At 42.1% G+C, this 21427-nt stretch carries 19 protein-coding genes; 2 read left to right on the plus strand and 17 right to left on the minus strand.

All coding sequences use genetic code 11. The features are described from left to right. Nucleotides 1-91: 91 nt before the first annotated feature. The 6 genes from BANVL01_RS22280 to BANVL01_RS22305 all read right to left on the minus strand — a co-directional run bounded on the left by BANVL01_RS22280 (nucleotide 92) and on the right by BANVL01_RS22305 (nucleotide 4998). Nucleotides 92-511: an FtsB family cell division protein gene (locus tag BANVL01_RS22280; protein WP_342342344.1), complete on the minus strand. Its 420-nt coding sequence runs from the start codon at nucleotides 509-511 to the stop codon at nucleotides 92-94. Next, nucleotides 490-1122, minus strand: a complete 633-nt coding sequence (yabQ, locus tag BANVL01_RS22285) for a spore cortex biosynthesis protein YabQ (RefSeq protein ID WP_066094543.1) — start codon at nucleotides 1120-1122, stop codon at nucleotides 490-492. The genes BANVL01_RS22280 and yabQ overlap by 22 nt, the downstream gene beginning before the upstream one ends. Next, the gene (yabP, locus tag BANVL01_RS22290) at nucleotides 1119-1421 is read right to left on the minus strand and encodes a sporulation protein YabP (RefSeq protein WP_066094540.1); all 303 of its coding nucleotides are present in this window, start codon (nucleotides 1419-1421) and stop codon (nucleotides 1119-1121) included. The genes yabQ and yabP overlap by 4 nt, the downstream gene beginning before the upstream one ends. A 199-nt stretch (nucleotides 1422-1620) precedes the next feature. Next, complete coding sequence (locus BANVL01_RS22295) at nucleotides 1621-1887, minus strand: RNA-binding S4 domain-containing protein (protein ID WP_066094539.1); 267 nt, start codon at nucleotides 1885-1887, stop codon at nucleotides 1621-1623. An 18-nt stretch (nucleotides 1888-1905) separates the two neighbouring features. Beyond that, nucleotides 1906-3372 (minus strand): bifunctional methyltransferase/pyrophosphohydrolase YabN, encoded by a 1467-nt coding sequence (yabN, locus tag BANVL01_RS22300; RefSeq protein ID WP_066094537.1) that lies wholly within the window; start codon nucleotides 3370-3372, stop codon nucleotides 1906-1908. A gap of 3 nt (nucleotides 3373-3375) precedes the next feature. Then, nucleotides 3376-4998, minus strand: a complete 1623-nt coding sequence (locus BANVL01_RS22305; protein ID WP_066094530.1) for a putative polysaccharide biosynthesis protein — start codon at nucleotides 4996-4998, stop codon at nucleotides 3376-3378. Between the two features lie 491 nt (nucleotides 4999-5489). Here BANVL01_RS22305 and BANVL01_RS22310 point away from each other — a divergent pair, with 491 nt between their 5' ends. Both BANVL01_RS22310 and BANVL01_RS22315 read left to right on the plus strand, forming a co-directional pair. Further along, nucleotides 5490-8603, plus strand: a complete 3114-nt coding sequence (locus BANVL01_RS22310; protein ID WP_066094528.1) for a GNAT family N-acetyltransferase — start codon at nucleotides 5490-5492, stop codon at nucleotides 8601-8603. Further along, nucleotides 8603-9460 (plus strand): TatD family hydrolase, encoded by an 858-nt coding sequence (locus tag BANVL01_RS22315; RefSeq protein WP_066094525.1) that lies wholly within the window; start codon nucleotides 8603-8605, stop codon nucleotides 9458-9460. Before BANVL01_RS22310 ends, BANVL01_RS22315 begins: the two co-directional genes overlap by 1 nt. A 355-nt stretch (nucleotides 9461-9815) precedes the next feature. Here BANVL01_RS22315 and spoVT read toward each other — a convergent pair whose 3' ends face one another. The 11 genes from spoVT to ispE all read right to left on the minus strand — a co-directional run bounded on the left by spoVT (nucleotide 9816) and on the right by ispE (nucleotide 21270). Continuing rightward, nucleotides 9816-10352 carry a stage V sporulation protein T gene (gene spoVT / locus BANVL01_RS22320; RefSeq protein ID WP_066094523.1) on the minus strand — a complete coding sequence of 179 codons (537 nt, stop codon included), beginning with the start codon at nucleotides 10350-10352 and terminating at the stop codon, nucleotides 9816-9818. Nucleotides 10353-10549: 197 nt separating this feature from the next. Then, on the minus strand, nucleotides 10550-14089 hold the full coding sequence (gene mfd, locus BANVL01_RS22325; RefSeq protein WP_066094520.1) for a transcription-repair coupling factor: 3540 nt from the start codon (nucleotides 14087-14089) through the stop codon (nucleotides 10550-10552). A gap of 127 nt (nucleotides 14090-14216) precedes the next feature. Further along, entirely contained in the window at nucleotides 14217-14447 is a 231-nt protein-coding gene (gene fin, locus BANVL01_RS22330) for an anti-sigma-F factor Fin (RefSeq protein WP_066094517.1), read from the minus strand. Between the two features lie 145 nt (nucleotides 14448-14592). Continuing rightward, on the minus strand, nucleotides 14593-15156 hold the full coding sequence (gene pth, locus BANVL01_RS22335; RefSeq protein WP_066097167.1) for an aminoacyl-tRNA hydrolase: 564 nt from the start codon (nucleotides 15154-15156) through the stop codon (nucleotides 14593-14595). A 140-nt stretch (nucleotides 15157-15296) separates the two neighbouring features. Further along, entirely contained in the window at nucleotides 15297-15929 is a 633-nt protein-coding gene (locus BANVL01_RS22340; protein ID WP_066094514.1) for a 50S ribosomal protein L25/general stress protein Ctc, read from the minus strand. Nucleotides 15930-16000: 71 nt separating this feature from the next. Then, nucleotides 16001-16957 carry a ribose-phosphate diphosphokinase gene (locus tag BANVL01_RS22345; protein ID WP_066094511.1) on the minus strand — a complete coding sequence of 319 codons (957 nt, stop codon included), beginning with the start codon at nucleotides 16955-16957 and terminating at the stop codon, nucleotides 16001-16003. Nucleotides 16958-16980: 23 nt separating this feature from the next. Continuing rightward, a complete protein-coding gene (glmU, locus tag BANVL01_RS22350) occupies nucleotides 16981-18354 on the minus strand; it encodes a bifunctional UDP-N-acetylglucosamine diphosphorylase/glucosamine-1-phosphate N-acetyltransferase GlmU (protein ID WP_066094508.1) in 1374 nt (457 codons plus the stop codon). A gap of 212 nt (nucleotides 18355-18566) precedes the next feature. Continuing rightward, complete coding sequence (spoVG, locus tag BANVL01_RS22355; RefSeq protein ID WP_003347151.1) at nucleotides 18567-18857, minus strand: septation regulator SpoVG; 291 nt, start codon at nucleotides 18855-18857, stop codon at nucleotides 18567-18569. 188 nt (nucleotides 18858-19045) lie between these two features. Continuing rightward, on the minus strand, nucleotides 19046-19420 hold the full coding sequence (ridA, locus tag BANVL01_RS22360) for a 2-iminobutanoate/2-iminopropanoate deaminase (protein ID WP_066094505.1): 375 nt from the start codon (nucleotides 19418-19420) through the stop codon (nucleotides 19046-19048). Nucleotide 19421: 1 nt separating this feature from the next. Further along, nucleotides 19422-20249 (minus strand): pur operon repressor, encoded by an 828-nt coding sequence (gene purR, locus BANVL01_RS22365; protein ID WP_066094502.1) that lies wholly within the window; start codon nucleotides 20247-20249, stop codon nucleotides 19422-19424. Between the two features lie 151 nt (nucleotides 20250-20400). Further along, nucleotides 20401-21270 (minus strand): 4-(cytidine 5'-diphospho)-2-C-methyl-D-erythritol kinase, encoded by an 870-nt coding sequence (ispE, locus tag BANVL01_RS22370; RefSeq protein WP_066094499.1) that lies wholly within the window; start codon nucleotides 21268-21270, stop codon nucleotides 20401-20403. Nucleotides 21271-21427: the final 157 nt, after the last annotated feature.

A 21427-nucleotide genomic window follows, 5' to 3' on the forward strand; every position in this document is an offset into this window, starting at 1 on the left:
AGAATGTTCCTCCTTAAAATAATAAAAAATCAATCTTACTCTATATTATACAGAAAGTAAAAATTCAGTGTCAATATGACTACACAATGGTTCACTTTTCCTTCTTTGTTTCCGGAATATTAAAGATAATTTCGTTATCCCCAGAGAAAAAAATTTCTTTTCTCGCAAGCTTGGCAATGTATTCATCATCATTTAATTTAATGATATCCTCATTAAGGATTTCCTGCTGCTGTTGTAATTTATCAAGCTTAGTGTCAAGCTGTTTCTTTTGAGCAATTTTTGCATCAAGTTTAGTGGTTTGGGAAAGATAACTGGAAATCATCAGATATGACAGAAAGCCTGCAAACACCACAAAGAGCGAGAGGCGTCTTAGTAACAATTTCCTTTTCCTGGCTGATGCAATTTCTGCATATTCCTGCTGCTCGACATAGGTTGTCTGCATCTTTGACACATTTCTTTTTCGTTCCGCTCCCATTTCCCGTAACCTCCTTACTTTTTTCGTTTTTTCCATCTATCAATCCACTTACTAATAGTATTCCTGATTCCCTGAAAATTTCCTGCTATTTTATTATATAACTTCTCGACGGCTTTTTTAAGACCCTTCGGCAAAAGTTTCCAAAAAATTAATACTATTGTTTTCAATGGGATTACGATTATTTTTAATAGTAATAGTAAAACTTTAAAAACAAATTTGACAAGGGTATAAAGACCCCTGCCAAGTACGAGAATGATGGTAATAACCAGTTGGATTAGTCCAAGGATAGGTTTATAAATGAGTAGTTGAAAGGTTTTTTTCAAAAACTTAGTAACGGCAATGATCGTCTCGATTACCATCTCCAATATTCGCAGATAAACCCCTTTAAACAGGCCCTGGTAGGCTGCAAACCCGCATATAAGCGCAATAAAGATATAAAACCTTATTTCTCCGTTATTAATGGTAAATAAGGTATAAAAAATAAGCAAAGCTTGAATAATCCAAAATAATAAGTCATTACAGAAGACAATCCATGTTTTTCGTTTTGGCCGGTTTAAAAACCGTTGGTACGTATCAAACATGGCGCCAAACAACGACCCCATTCCAATCATCGAAAGCATGGTGAGAAATTGCGTCGAAAGAGTCATCGGAATAACTTGCTAAAGAAACCTTTAGCTTTCTCCCCGTGCTGTTCATCCAAGTATTCCAGGTCAAAGATCTTCCCTTTAATAGAGACAATCCCCTTTTCGACATCCAAATTCTTCATCTGCAGGTTTTGTCCTTTGATTGCTAAAAATCCCATTACCGTTTCCAATAAGAATTCCTCATTATCAAAGCTCTCCACCTGTTTAACGCCGGTAATATCAAGAAGCTTCCTTCCTCTCATAATGACATCATGATCCGGAACACTGCTTTTTGTGGTATTACTTTCATAATATTGGCTCATTATCATCCCTCACAATCATTTGTACAACCTTTATGTAAAATGTATGTGAAGGACAGTTGGAATAGAACCTCGAAAAGCGGAAGCGCCTTGATCAGGGGCGTGAGTCTAGGCGAGCAGGCGAGAAGGTTGCTCTTTAACCTTCTTGACTGATTGACTGTAGACCTGCGAGCCCCTAGGCGCTGGAGCTAGACAACTTGCTTTAGTCGATTGAGCCGAGTCTCTCTTCGTTTAAAATCGTATACATCTCCGCTGCTTCGTCTTTACGGGATGTTTCTTGAATTCGGTCAATTCTTGCCGTTACCTTTCTCTGTCCAAGGCGAATGGTTAACTCGTCGCCGACTTTAACAGTGGAGCTGGCCTTTGCCTCTTTCCCATTAATTTCAATTCTGCCTTGATCAGAAACTTCTTTGGCTAATGTTCTCCGTTTAATTAATCTTGAAACTTTTAAAAACTTATCTAAACGCATGATTATTTCCCCTCTTTTCTATAATCCGTTTCGTTTGGCTTCGTCCCAGTATTGATCGAGCTCATCAAGGGTATAGTCCTCAAACGATCTGCCGCTTGCCTTTACATTTTCCTCAATGTACTGAAACCGGCGCGTAAACTTTTCATTTGTTTCATAAAGTGCTTCTTCGGGATGAATTTTTAAGAATCGGGCCACATTGACAAAGGCAAATAATAAATCGCCAAACTCCTTTTTTGCACGCTCGAAGCCTTCCGCCGTTCCATCCAATTCAGCGGTAAATTCATCAAGCTCTTCTTTCACTTTCGCCAGAGCAGGGGTAATTTCCTGCCAATCAAAGCCAACCTTTGCCGCTAATCTTTGCAATTCATAGGCCCTTAATAAATTCGGTACCGATTTTGCGACTCCCTCAAGGATGGTGGATGGTGCTTTCCCCTTTTCCTGTTTCTTAATTTCCTGCCAATTTTGCAAGACTTCTTCACTATTCACAGCAATAACATTTCCGAACACATGGGGATGCCTGCGAATCATTTTTGCCGACACACCTTCGATCACATCATCAATGGAAAAATAGCCTTCATCCTCACCAATTTGGGCATGAAGCAGCACCTGTAGCAGGACATCCCCCAGTTCTTCTATTAAGTGGTCTATATCTTCACTGTCAATCGCGTCAATGACTTCGTACGTTTCTTCGATTAAGTACTTTTTTAATGACTCATGGGTTTGTTCCTTATCCCACGGGCAGCCGTTTGGACCCCTTAATTCAGCGATAATCGCGCGCAGCTTCGAGAAATTTTTTAATAAAATTTCCTCTTCTGTCACTGGCGGGACATAGACCGATGTGAGGTTATTGATTGAGACATTTCGGTCCAATTCATACAATGGCAGTTTTTCGATGTGCTCCTGTTTACTTCCTGCTGCTGTAACGATATACACCTGGTAATTATCAGGTAATTTCTCCATTAACGTTAGCTTTACATTCGAGGCAACGAATTGGTCGTATACCTGGCTAATGATGATATGCTGGTCGATTTGCAGCTGGGAGGCTGTGAGCGCCGTGCCATCGAGCAATTGAAACCCTTCAACCGGGTCGATTTTCAATGAAGCAAACAGGGCATCAAGGAAGCTCTGCCCGCCGCCAATGATGATTTCCACATCTTCCTTTGGTCCGTATTCCAAAAGGAGCTGCACTGTCTGCTCGGCAACGAGTGGGTGTCCCGGAACAGCGTAAATCACCGCTTCCGTTTGCGCTAGTTTCAATAATGTCTTGGCGATTTCCTCATATACGGCTTCAAACTGATCGTATTTTTCATACACGCTGTCAAAAGAGGTATAGGATAGTCCTTCTTTTTCGAGTTCAGGAATGACTGGATGTTCTTTCGTTCTTAAAAACAGTTGCGGCGCTTTAAGCAGTTTCTTATAGACGCCAACCGGGAGCTGCTCAAGGTCGCCTGCTCCTAACCCGACAATTTCAATTTTTTTAACCATTGGTTAATTCCTTTCCTTTCGCGGGAGAAAATGAAGTAATTTGCTTCCAAATGGGAAAAGCCCCAAATCTTCTTCAAAAAATACGTTCCCCCTTATGATGATTACTAAAAAGATAACACCGCCGAGCGAAACAGCAGTTAACGATTGCAACGCCGCTCCCAGCCGTTCTGACCCAATTGCGGTAACAAGATGATTTGTTAAAAATAAATAGCCTTTTAAAAACAAAACCATCGTGATCGCCGCTGTTAGCACTATTCTTAAAAAACGTGTTGGAAACAGCGGGATTGCGATTACTTTTTTAAATTTTAGCAATAAGAAAACCGTGACCAGCCCTAAGGCAAGAAGCGAGGATATCGCCGCCCCCATCGTTCCGAATAATGGAATGAAGACCATGTTTAAAATATATTTCAACGGAAAGGTGATCACAACAGCTATTGCAGGATAAAGCAGACTGCCGAGCCCCTGCATAATCGCAATGATTGTTGAAATAATCGAGGTAAATAGAATAACAAAACCAAGCACCCCTAATACCGCTGAACCGTTGGCATTTTCAAACAGCATCACATTGGTGGGCCCGATAATCGCCCATAAACCAGCTGAAGCTCCCAGTCCAATCACGATACTCACCTTAATCGCTACTTGAATTTTATGATTTAAAAAATCCCGTTTTGCAGCTAATCGCTCACGGCTTATGAGCGGTACAAGCGTTAATGACATCGAGGCCGCAGCGACTGTGCCTAATTGGATTAATGGCTGGCCGCGGTCGAATACCCCCTTTAAGCTCTTAGCAAGATCTTGTTCCGTGCCGTTTGCTACAAGTAAGGAGTATAAATTTAACGAATCGGCTAGCTGCATAAAGATCATTAGCATTCCGCTTAAACATATAAACAACCCTTGAAAAGTGAGCATTTTAACAATCCGTTTCACTTCCAACGAGTTGTTTTGCAACATCCCCCTGCTTGGAGCGATTACTTTCCATTCTTTACGTTTCCGGACAAACATAAACAAGATAAGGCTCGCGATCATACTCCCAGTAATCGAGCCAACCATCGCCCCGCTGCCGACAAAATAGAGGGAATAGCCCTTTTCCACGAAAAGAGAAGCCAGAAAAATAATCGTTATCACGCGAATCGTTTGTTCCCCGACTTGCGATAACGCTGTTGGGGCCATTTCGCCAATTGCTTGGTAATACCCTCTTAATAGAGCCACAAACGGAAAGATCAAAAACACTATTGAGACAACTCTTAATAATATCGCTAATTGCGGGTCCTTCATCCAGCCTGCAATTTGTCCGGCTCCGCCATAGAGGATGAGGAAACAAAGGATGCCGATAATCTGTAAATAAACAAAGGATACGAAAAGAAGCAAGCGGGATTTTTCATCATCCCCGTTCTCCTTTTGTTCCGCGTAAAGCTTCGAAATAACGACCGGGAAGCCTGTGGTCGACAGGACAATCGCCAATCCATAAAACGGATATACTTGCTGATATATGTAAAAACCAATATCCCCGACGATGTTTTGAAAAGGAATACGGTAAAACGCACTTAATATTTTCGTAACGAGTGCGGCAATTGTTAAAATAAACGCGCCTTTAAACAGCGCAGTTGAATGATTCACGGATTTCATTGCTTCACCTACTAACTAAACTAGAGGTAATTATAGCATAGTGGGGGTTTTAATGGATAATGCGGGAAAACCGGAATGGGCTCCAATAAGTTCGATTGGATTTATTAAGCCAATATATCCCGGCTAGCATCGATTTAATTAATTTACTTTTCCAAATACTCTATTATATAATTATCCCTGTGGTAAGAATTACCTTTAGAAGGAGGTGTACAGGATGGTTTCAAAAGTGTCACGGCTTAATTTAATGATCAATAACCTGTACATTCCTACAAGTCTGCCATTCTATTCCTAACGAAACGGTAAAAAACCGCTTTGTTTAATGGATTCACGCTTTGTGAACGAAAGACCTTGTAGCTACAGGGTCTTTTATTTTTTTCAAATTATGAAAGGGGGTTTTTAGCATGATCATTATTCAGTTAACTAATTTTTCAAACGTTGAGGTAATCGAGGATGGTTAGTGAAAAAATACGAAATGGATGAGGAGCTAACAAATGAAAATCGTAGAATATCGTCATGATTTAGCTGAAAAGGTTGCCGATATGTGGAATCATAGCCGTGAAGGCTGGGGCGGCGGAAATGATATTTCGACCGCCGAGAGTATTCGGCAGCAGGAAGAGAATTCGATTAATCTAAATACTTATTTAGCAATGGATGAAAATGGTGTCGCCGGATATTGCGGTGTCAGTGAGTACCGTGAGGATAGCGGCGCGCTCTATATCCCTTTGCTTAACGTACGCGAAGAATACCAAGGGAAAAAGATTGGCAAGCAGCTGGTGCTGAAGGCAGTCGAACGAACCATTGAGTTGGGCTGGCCGAGACTCGACCTCTATACTTGGGGTGGCAATATTAAGGCTGTTCCCTTGTATAAAAAATGCGGATTCTTCTGGGAAAACCGCGATGACACTGTTCATCTGATGAACTTCATCCCTTCGGTCCTCACCACAGAGGCAGTCCAAGGCTTTTTTGAAAAAGCGGATTGGTACCATGACCGTAAAATAGAAATCGAAGTGAAGCCCGATGGCAGGAAAGAAAGTGGCTTTGATTTCTATGAGTACAAGTGGGAGAAGGATGGACAGCGGCTGCGGATGGAATATGAACGCAAAGGCCGTGGGCTAAGATTGATTGAAACAGACGAATATTTACTCTCTGCCTCAATTGAACAGCAGGATCTGATCTTTGGTGCAGAATACCCGATTCAATTCAAGATAGAAAACAAAACGAATGAGCCGCTAACAATTGCGATTGAAGGGTTCGATGATCAAAATATCCAGTTTGATTTTGTGAAGCAGCTGACAGTGATGGACTCAGAGTTTGTCGAAGGCAGATTCTTTGTCGCTGAAATTACTGAAGAACAAAATATTTGGCGCACCCACCCAACTGTGGCCGCTAAAGTGACGATAAATGGGAAAGAGGCGACTTTCAAGCTTGGTATTAATAGCAAATACCCCGCCAAGGTAACGGCGAAAATTCCGAATGAACTGCCCTTTCTTGAGAGCGACTCGGAGCTCTATTTAGAGTTGGAGAATCACTTTAATGAAGAAGTGAAATTCTCGTTTACGTGGCCAAAAGCGCACTTTATTGATTTCGCAGATGAGCATGTGGAAATATTGTTGAGAGCAAAAGAACGGAAGCTCCTCCCGATTCCTTACCGCTTAACGGAATACGGCTTTTATCAGCAGCCATTACAAATAAAAGCAGGAAAGGAATCAGGTGAAACGATCTATTTTTCCAAAAAAATCGGCTTAGCGTTTTACGGGATGGGCGCCAAATTGACCGGAGAATGTGACGACTATTGGCACGGCTATAACGGACTCGCCCATGTGTACTTAAGTAAATTTGATAATCGTCTTTATTTTGGACGCGCCGGCTCCTCTGAAGAGGAAATACCTTTCTTTTTCTATCCGAAGCTTGGCAAACCTTTTTCAAGCGAATTCTCGAAAAAGCGTCCCGATCACATTGAACTTTTTGAAGAAAAAGGGGCGGTTTGTCTAAAGGCCATTTATCATTCACAGTCATATCCGGACCTACGGCTGCACTCGATTGCCAAGGTTTATGCTGAAGGATTGATGGAGCATCATTACCAAATTCATAATCTTGCCGATACGGCTTTGATGCAGGAAATTTGGCTGAATGACAGTCATAATTTCGTCCAGACCATGTACGGTTCCGTTTTTCCTTATGACGGTCAGATGATTGAGGTCAATGAATTGAAGGACGGAATGATTCAGTATTGGCAAAGTGAAAAACTGGATGAGAATTGGATTTTCAAGCGCCATCCTGCTCTTCCAAGTGGGATTTGCTGGAGCAGTGAGACAAAGGTTCAATTTGAACATTGGTTCTTATTCTTTGAACACAAACTTGGGGTGATCCCGGCAAATGGGGTAGCGAAGACTCAACCGACATATCTTTCAATGGGGGCATTCCCGACCTGGGAGGCTTTCAGGACGTTTGCCCTTAAAAAAGTCCATGCTGTTGAAGCGACAACCGCTCAACCAGTACAATTTTACCCAGAGAATCATAATCCGTTTGTTCAGGAGCAGACCACCGTTCATTATAAAGATGAAAGGCTGGCTCATTTGGACGGAGAGATCAGCATTCAAGTGGATGGCCAGGAACCCGTACAGAAACAACTTCTTTCTGAAGAAGATGCAAAAAGTGAAGCCGTTTTTCCACTTCACTTCGAGGGCGGGTCAAGGGTAAAGCTGCTCAAGCTCAATGCTGACCTGAAATTGGAGCAATCGGAACAGCGCTCTCTTATCATTTGCACAGACAATACGGCGATTCAAACCGAGCAATATGTCCAAGATGGAATCCCCGTTTATGAGGTTGATAATGGGCTTGTCAGCATTAAAGCGGCTCCGGACTTTTTCCCTGCTCTCTATTCGTTGGCCTATAAGGGCCAAGAGTGGCTCGATACGTCCTTTCCTGCACTTATGCCTAAATCGTGGTGGAATCCTTGGGCCGGCGGAATTCGCAATGCATTATTAAACATATCCAGCAATTCCATTGTTAAAGAGGAACGGTCAGCGGAGTTTGTTACCATCACCGACAACAAAGGGAATTGTTGGACTGGAATCAAGCTGCAGGTTCAAATTTCAAAGCATGAATCCTTTAAGGGGCTTACCTACAACCAATATTATTTACTGCAGCCGGGTGCACCAGTAATGTGCCATACCACCGAAATTCTGCAGGATACCAATCAATATTTTAAGAATGAAGGCTGGTATAGCCAAGCTGCTTTTAAAAATGTAGAAAATAGCTGGATCGAGTCTTATCGTGATGGAGCCACGAGTCATAAAGCGTATTTTGGAAAAGGTGAGATGGAAATTGATGTGAAACAAAGCTTCATCATTGGCCATGAAGCGGCTCCGGAAAAACTGCAGGTCATCTCTGATTATCAGCTCGGAAAATCGGAACTTTATCTAAATAAAGAAGTAGCCCATCATACGGTCTTTTCAAAGCTGCGTTTGCTACATGGGGAAACTTATTGGACGGCACCAATCTTCTATCTCTTTAATGATGAGAAGGTTCCTGAAGATGCACTCCAAGATTTAAAACATATCCGCTTTAACGGTACCCGCGGCCGAAAGGAGACACGTGCGTGATGCGAATTATTGATGCCCATATGCATTTTTCTAATATTTCAAGCTTTAAGGAGACGGCCACGAATCTATCGAAGCTGGATTATTCATCCGCTGGTTTAACGCAGGAGTATCGCGATGCGGACGTTGTGCTTGGAATTGCCATGGGATTAACGGAGACCGAAGCGGACGGCTTCCCGGATTATGAAGCGGCGACGCCGATGGGTCTTGATTTAGATGCTCAGATTCCCGCAAACATTTGTTATTGTCCCGGGATTAACCCGTATCGATTAGGCGCTCAAGAGTTAGCGGCACTTGAAGCGCTGCTTGAGAAACCGGAGGTCGTCGGAATAAAAATTTATCTTGGCTACTATCCGTTCTATGCCTATGATGAGGTCTACAGTCCCGTTTATGAGCTGGCGATGAAATATGGGCTGCCGGTTGTATTTCATACCGGCGATACGTATTCGGAACGAGGCCTGCTGAAATACGCCCACCCGCTAGCCCTTGATGAAGTGGCGGTGAAATATCGAGAGATTAACTTCATGATGGCGCACTTTGGCGACCCGTGGGTACTTGATGGCGCTGAGGTTTTGTATAAGAATCGCAATATGTATGCGGACTTATCCGGGCTGCTTGTCGGAACAAAGGTTGATCTGCAGAAAAAGCTGGAGTCGCCCTATTTCTTTAATCACCTGAAACATGCGTTAGCTTTTACCGATGATTACTCGAAGTTTCTGTTTGGCACCGACTGGCCGTTAGTTCAAGTGCAGCCCTATATTGATTTGATGAAGGAGTTCATTCCCAGAGAAGCGCATGAAGACTTGTTTTTCAATAATGCGGTAAAGCTGTTTCCGAAAATTAAGCGTTTTTTAGAATAAGGGACTAAAATTTATAAAAGGGATTTGGAGTTTACATCAGAATAAGGATTTTTTTAGTGGAGAATTGGTTTTTTCCCCAAATTAATTTGTAAAACGGCCAGTAAGTGGCCGTTTTTTTGGTTTTTTATTGACTATCCAACTTCGAAAAATTCTTTTGGCTATTTTTGAGGGCGTTTTGGCTATTTTTCCAAGGGTTTTGGCTATTTCTCCAAGGGTTTTGGCTATTTCTCCAAGGGTTTTGGCTATTTTTCAAGGGGTTTTGGCTAATTAGACATTTACTGGAAAATATAAGGGATTAAAAGAACCAGCCCTCTTCCTTTAAACCAAAAAAGACAGCCGCGGCTGTCTTTTTTAGTTATGATTCCATTTGTCGTGCTAAGAACCCCGCGGCTGTTTCTACCGCTTTTTGTTCTACTTCACCTAGGGTTCCTTCTTTAGAATAGATAATTACAGCTCCGATTGGGTCGCCATTTGCAATAATCGGCCCAATGGTATAGGAAGATACACTTTCATCATTTCCATCGGCTAAAGCAATATCTGCCTGCTGGGTATGGAGAACCGAGTTGCGTTCTTCCATTGTTTTTTCTACTAAATCGCTGATACTTTTATTTAAATAATCCTTCTTAGAACTGCCAGCTAAAGCAATATACGTATCTCGATCACAAATTAATACCGGGTTTCCGAGGCTGTCAAATAGTGCTTCTGCATATTCCTTGGCAAAATCGCTTAATTCGCTGATTGGTGAATACTTCTTTAAAATGACTTCCCCGTCTCGATCAACAAAAATCTCTAACGGATCCCCTTCGCGGATACGCAGTGTTCTGCGTATTTCTTTGGGAATGACAACGCGACCCAAATCATCAATTCGACGAACTATTCCAGTTGCTTTCATCCAATGTTGCCTCACTTTCATCTGATGATTTTTCAACTTGGTGGTTGACTTTGTTTCCTTATAATGAAATAACCACCAACTTTGAACTTAGTATCTTTCAACTGGAAAGTTCTATACACATTCGGAATATTTTTTCACAAATAAAGTAAATAGTCTAACAAATGGAAGAAAGCCCACTGTTTAAAAAGAATCATCTTTTATTTCACGGAATTTTCCTTATCCCTTTTAGCCAGCGGGATTCCTTTTATCATTTCAAGAACTATATGGAGCCATTGTGTTGTCCGGTACTCCTTATTATTAATCACAATTTTGAGCCTGGACCCTTCCATTCCCGGGTTTACATTCCGGCCAAATTGACTGCCGAGGCGGAAGATTTTGCTGCCATCAATGGTCTTCGTCACTTCTTCACTGATAAAAATAGTTACCTCTTGTTTAACCTGCTTAATTTGTTCCACACCATTAGTTAGTGCATACACTTTCATTTCGGCAATCTGGAACAAGTAAGAGACTTCGTCAGGATACTCGCCAAAACGGTCAAGCATTTCCGACTGCAGTTCTGCAATATCCTCATGCGAAACCGCGCCCCTAAACCGCTTATACATCTCGATTTTTTGATGTCCGTCCTTAATATAGGTGTCGGGAATATACGCATCAATCTCAAGGTCAATTTCAACCGACTTTTTCACTACAGCAACTCCAAGGTCTCCCTTCCGTTCTTCAATTGCTTCCTTCAGCATTTGTGAATAAAGGTCAAAACCGACAGAGTCAATAAAGCCATGCTGCTGGGCGCCTAATAAATTCCCTGCTCCGCGGATTGATAAATCACGCATCGCAATCTTAAATCCAGAACCCAATTCAGTAAACTCTTTAATCGCCTGCAATCGTTTTTCAGCGACCTCTGTTAACACTTTGTCCTTACGGTAGGTAAAATAGGCGTAAGCGACACGATTTGACCTTCCAACTCGTCCGCGGAGTTGATAAAGCTGGGAAAGTCCCATTCGGTCGGCATCAAAAACAATCAATGTATTAACGTTCGGAATATCGACACCGGTTTCAATAATCGTTGTGCTTACGAGAACATCATATTCTCCGGCCAGAAAGCTAATCATAACCGATTCCAATTCATTTTCAGACATCTGACCATGGGCGCAGATCACGCGGGCATCGGGGACGAGCATGGAAATTTCCTCTGCTTTGCGTTCAATATCTTCTACCCTGTTATATAAAAAGTAGACTTGTCCGTCGCGGGCAAGCTCCCGCTCAATCGCTTCCCGCACCAACGAGCCATTGTATTCCATCACATACGTCTGCACCGGAAAACGATTTTCTGGCGGCGTCTCGATGACCGATAAATCACGGACACCAAGCATCGACATATGAAGTGTTCTTGGGATTGGTGTTGCTGTTAAGGTTAGGACATCTACATTGGTTTTTAACTTTTTAATTTTTTCTTTATGGGTTACCCCGAACCGCTGCTCTTCATCGACAATCAATAGCCCTAAATCGCGGTAAACAATGTCCTTCGAGAGTAAGCGGTGTGTCCCGACTACAATATCGACTGTACCTGCTTTTAAGCCTTTGGTTGTTTCTGTTTGCTGTTTCTTAGATCGGAAGCGGCTTAACAGGCCAATATTAATCGGATAGTCTTGGAATCTTTCTCTTAATGTTTCAAAATGCTGCTGGGCCAAAATGGTTGTCGGTACTAGCAGCGCTACTTGCTTTCCGTCGGCAATCGCCTTGAAGGCAGCCCGAATCGCGACCTCTGTCTTTCCATAACCAACATCGCCGCAGAGCAGTCGGTCCATTGGCCGAGGCCGTTCCATATCCTTTTTAATTTCGTGGATGGAGCGAAGCTGGTCGTCCGTTTCCTGGTAGGCAAAGGAGGTTTCAAACTCCCTTTGCATATCCCCATCAGGAGAATAGGCAAAGCCTGAGGCCGCTTCACGCTCAGCATACAATTTGATTAAATCGTCCGCAATATCTTGAACGGATGATTCGACCTTCTTCTTAACCTTTTTCCAATCCGTACCGCCAAGTTTATAAATCTTTGGCTCTTTTCCTTCTGAACCAACATACTTCATCACAAGGTCAATTTGTTCAACAGGAACATATAGTTTATCTGTACCCTGATAACGGATATGCAGATAATCTTTATGGACGCCGTTAATGACAAGGGTTTCAATCCCTAGATATTTTCCAATTCCATGATTGACGTGAACAACATGATCGCCGATCCGCAGCTCCGAGTAGCTCTTAATTCGTTCCGCATTCGATAGTTTTTGCCGGCTGGCAGGCTTTTTCACGCGTTTACTAAATAGTTCTTCCTCAGTGATGATAGCTATTTTTTGAATGGAAAGCTCGAAGCCCGTATGCAGACTGCCCTTCATAATCTGAACTTTACCGGGTAAAAGCTGCTGGCCGCCCTTTAAAATACTGCTGCCAATTTCATAGTCCTCAAGGACACGTTCTAACTTTTTTACCCGATCTTCGTCCGGTCCTAAAAATAAAATAGAATAATTGCCCTTCTTCCACCTGTCAATCTCAGCCTTTAATAGATGCATTTGTCCGTGGAAGTTTTGCATTTGCTTACAAGAAATATTAATAATATTTTGCGGACTTGTATTGGCGACATGCCGGAGAAACAAGGACATATAAAGAATCGGAAATTCTCTTTTTTGCAAGAGCATTGGCAGGTCATGGGAAATATGGAGGTCATGGATGATTTCTCCACCGCCAAGTAAACTTGTATACCATTCTGCTTCCTCTTTAACAAGCGAATCATTCATCTCTTGAACCCTGCTAATTTCGTCAATAAATACTAGACCATTACTCGGCAAATAGTCTAGTAAACTATGAGGCCGGTCGTAGGCCAAGGATAAGTATTTATAAACTTGGTCAGGCTTTTGGCCATTTTTCAACTGCTCAAGCTCATGGCTGATATTTTGTGTCAGCAGTATTTTTGCTTTCTCATCCTTTAATTTTCGAAGACTATGTGCTAAGCCATCTTCAAGTTTCCCAATAATCCGGCTATAATTCTCATCTTCCAAGAGGATTTCGGTTGCTGGTCCAATCGAAATCTTAGTAATCTTTTCTTTGGAACGCTGGTCATCGAGAGAGAAATAACGAATCGATTCGACCTCTGTGTCAAATAATTCAATTCTTAGCGGATTTGCCTCCGTTAGCGGATAAATATCGATAATTCCGCCCCTGACACTAAATTCCCCCGGAGTTGTGACCATCTCTGACCGTACGTAGCCCATTTTGACAAATGTATATAAGGTTTTATCAATATCGATATCTTCCCCTACTGTTAACGGCAGCTGGTATTGTTTCCACAGGGACTTAGGAGGAATGATTTTCTTTAAACCGGCAATCGGAACAATTAAAATCCCTTGATTTTGCTTACTCCAGTGGTTTAAGGCCTCGATTCTTTGTGCCTTTAATTCCGGACTTGCAATACTTAGCTCAGCCGCAATTAATTCATTAGCTGGAAATAGAAAAACTTCCTTGTCACTTAATAGATTGACAATATCATCATAGAGTTTTTGAGCTTGTAATAGATTGTGGGTAACCAGGATGATTGGCCGTTTCATTTGTTCGTAAATAGAAGCGATTAACACCGTTCTAGACGAACCGGATAAGCCGGCAATCAGCTGTTCCTTTAACCCTTCTTCCACTCCCGCAATAATGGAGTGAACATCTTCCTGCATTAAAAATAAGGACTTTAAACCATTCAACCTTTACCCTCCTTTCTTAAACGCAATCTGTAAGCTTCCTGTTAGACCCTAAAGGAAGCTTGACAATTAGTTAAGTATAATAATGTAAATAGAAAAACGCTTTGGAGTTCAGTCCAAAGCTGGTTGGTTAATGAATAAGGAAATCATATTGGTGGTAATCGGGATTCCGTTCTAAAGCCTCCTGGCAGTCTTCGCAAATGGCGGTAATGTGGATGTCGCCGGCTGCGTCATACGCCACCATTTCTTGTCTTTCTTGGTCGGTTAGTTTATGAAGACCAAGGGTTTCTGAATGGATGGATGCTTTATCAATAGAACCAAGGTTCGTACCACAATGTCGACAATGGTAATGGATGGCCACGACTGTCCCTCCCTAATCTATGATTCCTTACTAGTATTAACCATAGCGGAAGAAGTTATTCACCTAATTTTACCTGTTTAATCGTTTGAATCCTACCATTTAGTTTTTCTTTATTGTATGAAAGAAATGCTTGTATCATGAACAATTACTGATTATATTCATTCATTACCTGCAGGAATGGTTTCTCCAGCCAGACTGTGCAGGCCTCGGCACTCTTACTGACAGCTTCCTGGGTGGGAACCCCTTCTTCTTTGCGAAACCGTCCGAGAACATAATCAGGTACGCTTATCGTCCCTGGTGCCGGGCGGTCAATGCCAATCCTGATTCGGTTAAATTGCTGGGTGCCAAGATGTGCGACTGTTGACTTAATTCCATTATGGCCGCCAGGACTTCCTTTTTGCCGGAGCCTGATTTTCCCGACTGGCAAATCAAGGTCATCATAAATAACAAGTAAGTCTTCCATATCGATTTGATAATAATCCATGACTGCTCTGATGGATTCCCCAGATAAATTCATGTACGTGAGCGGCTTCAGCAACAGCACCTTTTCCCCGTTGTAAACACCAACCCCATACAAGCCCTTAAACTTGGACTGTGTAAGCGGAATGCTCCATTGGCTTGCTAAGGCGTCAATGACGGCGAAACCAATGTTGTGCCGCGTTTGTTCATATTGTTTTCCAGGGTTGCCTAAACCCACGATTAATTTCATTCCGGGTCCCCCTGCCACTTGTGTTTTAACCGCCCTGTTAAAGATTTTTCGAAACATTGTTCTTCTCCCATTGTTAAAAGTAATCCGGCTGGCAATGCGCTAAAAGACGTAACCTTAAGTAGGTTACGTCCGCTTTCTATTCACCCAACTGGAGTTGTTTCTCTGCCTTCTTCATTATCAGGGTGACCTTCTTCCTGCTGTTCCCCTGAGTTAATTTCCTCTTCCTGCCTTGGAGGAAGAATTGATGCAACAACTTCCTCTGCCTCATGGTTGATGGTAAAAGAACCTTGATAAAGTATATCTGCAATGGTTAGTGTTTCTCCAACCTGCAAGTTCGATATATCCGCTTCGATTTGCTGCGGAATATTGTCCGGGGTAGAAGTAATCGATAGCTCGTGAACGGGCTGTTGCAGGACCCCGCCGTCTTTAACCCCGGCAGCCTCACCAACGAGGTCAAGCCGGACATTGACATTAATCTTCGAGGATTTGTTTACCGCCAGAAAATCAACATGAATGATTTCCTTTTTGATAAAATCCTCTTGAAAATCAGTCAGCACCACATCTTGCTTGCTCCCATCAACATCAAGGGAAATGACACCATTTCTTCCGACAGCCCTTATCGTCTTTGTTAAATCGATTGAACTGACAAACACCGGTTTGCTGTCAACCGTTGCACCATAAATTACGGCAGGAATACCGCCGTTGTCTCTGATTTTCTTTAACGCGGAATGACGTAATTCCTTCCGCTCCTTTGCTTGTAAAACCGTACTCATCTGTTTAGTCACCTTCCTATTTAAACTATCAATATAAAATTGCCCTAAAACAGGAAGGTCTAAACATCTTTTTAATCAAATAACGTACTTACTGATTGTTCTTCGTGGACGCGGATAATCGCTTCGCCGATTAACGGTGCAACCGATAGATGAATAATTTTATCAGACTTTTTCTCTTCCGGAAGTTGAATAGAGTTCGTAACAACCAATTCTTTTATTTTTGAGTTTTGAATTCTTTCTATCGCTGGACCTGATAATACTGGATGGGTACAGCAAGCATATACTTCTGCCGCCCCATTTTCTACTAAGGCATTGGCAGCAAGTGTAATCGTTCCTGCCGTATCAATAATATCATCAATCAGGATGGCTACTTTTCCTTCAATGTTACCAACGATATTCATAACCTCTGCCACATTCGGTCTTGGACGGCGTTTGTCAATTATCGCAATTGGCGCTTTTAAGCGTTCCGCCATTTTCCTTGCTCTTGTTACCCCGCCATGATCTGGAGAAACAATCACAATATCACCATTCAATTCTTTGCTTTTAAAATACTCTGATAAAATTGGCACACCCATCAGGTGATCAATTGGAATATCAAAGAATCCTTGAATTTGCGGCGCATGCAAATCTAGACAGATTACCCTTGTTGCCCCGGCAGTCTCAAGCAGGTTTGCCATTAATTTAGCCGTAATCGGTTCACGGGCACGTGCCTTACGGTCCTGACGGGCATAGCCATAGTAAGGCATAACAATGTTAATTGTTTTCGCAGAGGCTCTTTTTAAGGCATCAATCATGATTAACAATTCCATAATATTGTCATTTACAGGTAAGCTGGTCGATTGAATCACATACACGTCACAGCCGCGGATACTTTCTTCAATATTAATCTGGATTTCTCCATCGCTAAATTTTGAGACGGAGCATTTTCCAAGTTCCACGCCGATAACCTTGGCAATCTCTTGTGCAAGCGGAATATTCGAATTTAAACTGAATACCTTTAAGTTCGGATCTAAATATTGATTAGACATGTGTGCCCTCCAATTATCTTTGCTTATTTCTTTAAATTAAGCTTTTCAACGTAATTTTCCTTATTGACTTGCTGTGCACGGGCAATAGACAAAGCTTCGCTTGGTACATTCTTTGTAATTGTGGAACCAGCAGCCACATATGAGCCCTTACCAATTGTAACAGGGGCAACTAGATTGGAGTTACAGCCGATAAAGACACCATCTTCAATTTTAGTTAAGAATTTATTTTTACCGTCGTAATTCACTGTAATGGAACCGCAGCCGATGTTGACATCATTGCCAACCTCTGCGTCACCAATATAACTTAGATGTGAGGCTTTACTTCCGTTTCCGAACACAGCCTTCTTGATTTCAACGAAGTTGCCAATTTTCACCTTATCATGGATGGTTGAATCCGGTCTGATGTGGGCGAATGGCCCGATGTTGACATGGGCGCCAATTAAGCTTTTATGGACTGCCGATTGCCGGACAACAGTTTCATTGCCAATTTCACAGGAATCAATTTCTGAGTTGGGACCAATTTGACAGTCGGAACCGATTATTGTTTTACCTTTTATCATCGTTCCCGGATAGATAACGGTATCCTGTCCAATTTCGACATCGGTTTCTATGTATGTGTTATGGGGGTCAATGATGGTTACCCCATTACGCATATGGGCTTCATTCGTCCGGTTCCGCATGATTCGCTCCGCTTCCGCCAAGGCTACCCTGTCATTGATTCCTAATGTTTCTGCAAAATCATTGGTTTTGAACGCTGTGACCACTTCACCCTGTTTTTTGAGAATCTCAATAACATCCGGTAAATAGTATTCCCCCTGAACATTATCATTAGAAACATTTCTTAATGCCTGAAATAAAGCCTGGTTATCAAAGCAATAGGTTCCGGTATTGATTTCATTTATCTTCCGTTCGACATCTGTTGCATCCTTATGCTCAACAATTTTTTCAACGAGACCATTTTCATTGCGAATGATTCGGCCGTAGCCTGTCGGATCATCTAGTGTTGAAGTAAGGATGGTAGCTTTTGCCTTTAATTCTTCGTGATGTTTAAAAAGGGCTTCCATCGTTTCTGCCTTTATTAAAGGAGTATCACCGCAGACAACAATGGTTACGCCTTGTTTCTCTTCAAGCACGCCAGCAGCCTGCAAGACCGCATGAGCCGTTCCCAGCTGTTTTTCCTGCAATGCATATAGACTGCTTGAGCCCAATTGGGCTTGCACCATTTCAGCCCCATGGCCAATAATGGTAACCGTTTCTTGAATTGTAAGCTTCCCTATTTGATCAACAACATGCTGAACCATTGGTTTGCCGCAAACTGGGTGTAATACTTTATACAGCTTAGATTTCATCCGCGTCCCTTGTCCTGCAGCCAAAATCACAGCATAACGATTATGCATGTTCAGTCCTCCAATTTAACCTTTTTATCCATTAAAAATATTAACGTAAATGGCTCCTCTTTTCAAGGAATGAACAACAAGTGGTTATTTTTATAATATTATGTAGATTTAGGGAGAAATGCGAAAGGAAACAACATAGTGTCTGTCATAGAGGTTTTTTCAAACATAAAAAAGAGCCTTCTGGAGAAGAAAGGCCCTAGTTGTTAAAATCCTCAGGAAGCTCCGGCTTCTTCAAATTCTACTTCCAATTCACCTAAACGATGGTACTCCGCCAAAACAGCTTCTTGGATTTTGCCGCGTGTTCCTGAATTAATTGGATGCGCAATGTCACGAAATTCTCCATCTGGAGTACGTTTACTTGGCATAGCTACAAATAAACCGTTGTTCCCGTCGATAACACGAATGTCATGGACAACAAATTCATTATCTAATGTAATAGATGCAATCGCTCTCATTCTTCCATCCGTGTTAACCCGGCGTAATCTTACGTCAGTTACTTCCATGTGCTCACACCCTTTTTTGTTAGATAAAATGCTAAATAATTAAATTCAACATTTTACTCAGGAATCCTTCTTTATATTCAAAATATTTTAGAAAAATTACGACAAATTAGTGAACTTTTGTAAAAAACGGCATTTCACTGACAAGATTAGGTAGATTAGTCCTTGTTTTTCAGTTAATAAACATCTATTTACTTTACGAGTGCAACAACTTCAATTTCAACTAACGCATCTTTCGGCAACCGGGCGACCTCTACACAGGAGCGGGCTGGTTTATGTACATTGAAATACTCACCATACACTTCATTTACCGCAGCGAAATCATTCATATCTTTGATAAAGACAGTTGCCTTTACAACTGTTTCAAAGGAAGCACCCGCTTCACTTAGGACAGCCTGCAAATTTTGAAAAACCTGATGGGTTTGGTCTTTAATATCTCCAGCAACCATCGTTCCTTCAATTGTTAACGGAATTTGCCCCGAACTAAAAACAAGATTATTCACTACGATTCCTTGCGAATAAGGCCCGATCGCAGCAGGTGCTTGATTCGTTTGAATTGCTTTCATATTAACCCCTCCAAATGTTGAGATAATTTCCTGCTTGGACATTAATCTTTTTCGCTTTTACATCCACGTCTGACAGCTGAACGAGCGATAAATACTCATCCACTAACCGTTCCTGGATTTTTTCATCCTCTACTAACACAGCAATACCAGCCAAATGGGAATTAAATTCCTCCAGCATGCTTATCATCCCCATTACCGTTCCGCCAGCCTTCATAAAATCATCGACAATCAGCACACGAGAATCCTGTTTCATACTCTTTTTCGATAAGACCATCGTTTGAATCCTTTTGGCTGAACCGGACACATAATTAATGCTGACTGTTGGTCCCTCGGTGACTTTATTATCCCTCCGGACAATTACAACAGGCACATTCAGTTGACTTGCGACCGCATAGGCGAGAGGAATCCCTTTTGTCGCAACAGTCATGACAACATCAATTTTGGCTTCAGCATAGGCCGATGCAATGATGCGCCCGGCCTTTTGCACTACCTGTGGGTCTCCTAAAATATCAGTTAAATATAAATAGCCGCCAGGTAACAGCCTTTCGGGATTGGCAATTAATTCACACAGCAGATCAACAAAAGGTGCAGCCTTTTCTTGGCTTACTTTAACGAAGAATTTGACACCGCCAGCAGCCCCTGGGACGGTTTGCAATGTTCCAATTCCTCTTTGTTCAAAGGTTTCCTTCACAATCGCTAAATCTTCGCTTATGGAAGACTTGGCAGACGAATAACGCTCAGCAAAAAACGTAAGCGGTACTAGCTGGCGCGGATGATCCAGTAAATAATTCGTCATATCTATCAATCGTTCACTGCGGCGAAACTTCATAACGAGCCTCCATTAATGTATATAGTGCTACAAGACCGATTCATTTCTGCGGCGCTCCGCCCCTTTTCCACGAACATGTATATAGCGGTACAGACCAGCATCTTTCACAATACCGAATATTTTCATCCAATAGTAGCATTATTGTGCGTCTTTAATCAAGTGTGTGCCGTTCTCCAAGCAAGCGAACAGCGAATACTTGATCACAGAAGCCTCTTAATCCATTATAGATGCGGTGCATTCTCGAATCATGCTGGACAATTCCAAATACAGTTGGTCCGCTGCCGCTCATCAGGACCGCATCTGCACCAAAACGCTTCATTTGGTCTTTTATTTGCGCAACTTCCGGGTGCAGGTTTAAGGTGACATCTTCTAGAACGTTCCCTAGATTTCTGCATACCTCTTGATAGTTTTGTTGAGTTATTGCCGCAATCATTTCCTTTATGTCCGGATGATTCATACCGTTTATATCAAGTCTGCGGTAAACTTCCGCTGTCGATACCCCGATGAAGGGCTTAGCAAGGATTACCCAGCATGTCGGCGGTGCAGGCAGCTCAGTGATGAGTTCCCCTCTCCCCTTTGCCAACGCTGTCCCTCCATAGACACAAAAGGAAACATCCGATCCGATTTCTGAGCCAAGCTCTGCTAATTCATCCAAGGTTAAACCGAGGTTCCAAAGCTTATTTAAACCTCTTAAAGTGGCCGCAGCATCACTGCTGCCACCGGCGAGCCCTGCAGCAACAGGAATCATTTTTTCAATCGAAATCATCACGCCTTTTCTCACTTGAAACCTAGTCTTTAACAGCTGTGCCGCTTGATAGGCTAGGTTCCGCTGATCATCAGGTACGTAGCGATTATGGGAGAGAATATGTATTTTATCTTGATTTAATAAGGTTAGTTCTACCCGGTCTGCCAAATCAATCGTGGTCATAATCATTTCCACTTCATGGAAGCCATCGGAACGTTTATGTAAAACATCTAAGGCCAAATTTATTTTGGCCGGTGCCTTGACTAAAAGCTTCACTACGTCCACCTACTTCTGTATAATCCAATTTCCGAAAATCCACATTTTGTCCTATTTTACCACAAAACGATAAATGTAAGACGTTAGATATGATATATCCTAACAAATTTATTATTTTATCATATGGAAAAAGGGCGAATTGGCGTAAAAATGAACA

It is taken from the genome of Neobacillus novalis NBRC 102450 (assembly GCF_001591805.1).
GTDB classification, from domain to species: Bacteria; Bacillota; Bacilli; order Bacillales; family Cytobacillaceae; genus Neobacillus; species Neobacillus novalis.